The following is a 1,545-nucleotide window of genomic DNA, read 5'->3' as shown; positions in this document are numbered from 1 at the left end:
ATGAAGCTCAGGGCGTGGGTATTAATGAGTTGGTCAAAGCTGCTGATGAGCTTGGAATAGAAATACACCGTACTGAACGAGATGATACAGCGATTGCAAACCAGTTTTTTGGTACAGCAGAAAAAGTTGTAGGATTAACTGAACGTGGTGTTGCAATATTCGCACCACAACTTGACAAACTTCTGCAGAAGTATCAGAAAGTTGGGAGTAAAATAGGAGGAACCGCTGAAAATGTAGGTAATAATCTGGGAAAAGCCGGAACAGTTCTCTCAGCACTACAGAATTTTACGGGGATTGCTTTATCAGGCATGGCTCTTGATGAATTGCTGAGAAAACAACGGGAAGGAGAGGATATAAGTCAGAATGATATTGCCAAAAGTAGTATTGAACTTATTAATCAGCTTGTAGATACAGTATCAAGTATAAACAGTACCGTTGATTCATTTTCTGAGCAGCTTAACCAGCTTGGCTCATTTTTATCCAGTAAACCTCGCTTAAGTTCTGTTGGTGGAAAATTACAAAATTTACCAGACCTGGGCCCCCTGGGGGATGGGCTGGATGTTGTCTCCGGAATTCTTTCTGCTGTATCAGCAAGCTTTATTCTGGGAAACAGTGACGCACATACAGGAACAAAAGCTGCAGCGGGTATCGAACTGACAACTCAGGTTCTTGGAAATGTTGGTAAAGCTGTTTCGCAATATATTCTGGCTCAGAGAATGGCACAGGGGTTATCGACAACAGCTGCAAGTGCGGGTCTGATCACATCGGCTGTTATGCTGGCTATCAGTCCTCTTTCTTTCCTGGCTATTGCAGATAAATTTGAGCGAGCTAAGCAGCTTGAATCATATTCTGAACGATTTAAAAAATTGAATTATGAAGGGGATGCTTTACTCGCAGCCTTTCATAAAGAAACCGGAGCTATAGATGCAGCCCTGACAACAATAAATACTGTCCTGAGTTCTGTATCTGCGGGAGTTAGTGCAGCCTCCAGTGCATCCCTCATAGGGGCCCCGATAAGCATGCTGGTGAGTGCATTAACCGGTACGATATCTGGCATTCTGGAAGCATCAAAACAGGCTATGTTTGAGCACGTTGCAGATAAATTCGCTGCTCGGATCAATGAATGGGAAAAGGAGCATGGCAAAAATTATTTTGAGAATGGCTATGACGCAAGACATGCTGCGTTTTTAGAAGACTCTCTGTCTTTGCTTGCTGATTTTTCTCGTCAGCATGCAGTAGAAAGAGCTGTCGCAATAACCCAGCAACATTGGGATGAGAAGATCGGTGAACTTGCAGGTATAACCCGTAATGCTGATCGCAGTCAGAGTGGTAAGGCATATATTAATTATCTGGAGAATGGAGGGCTTTTAGAGGCTCAACCGAAGGAGTTTACACAACAAGTTTTTGATCCTCAAAAAGGGACTATAGACCTTTCAACAGGTAATGTATCAAGTGTTTTGACATTTGTAACCCCAACATTTACCCCAGGAGAAGAAGTCAGAGAAAGAAAACAGAGTGGTAAATATGAGTATATGACATTTCTTA

1 pseudogene is annotated in these 1,545 nt (G+C 42.5%); it reads left to right on the top strand.

The window, feature by feature from the left end:
• Window positions 1-1,545, top strand: a pseudogene (ehxA, locus tag E0D98_RS24085) (enterohemolysin EhxA); the annotation flags it as partial.

The organism is Escherichia sp. KCJ4928 (assembly GCF_004352695.1).
Taxonomy (GTDB): domain Bacteria; phylum Pseudomonadota; class Gammaproteobacteria; order Enterobacterales; family Enterobacteriaceae; genus ECMA0423.
Note: the sequence above shows the minus strand (reverse complement) of the source record. Positions and strands in the feature narration are given on the sequence as shown.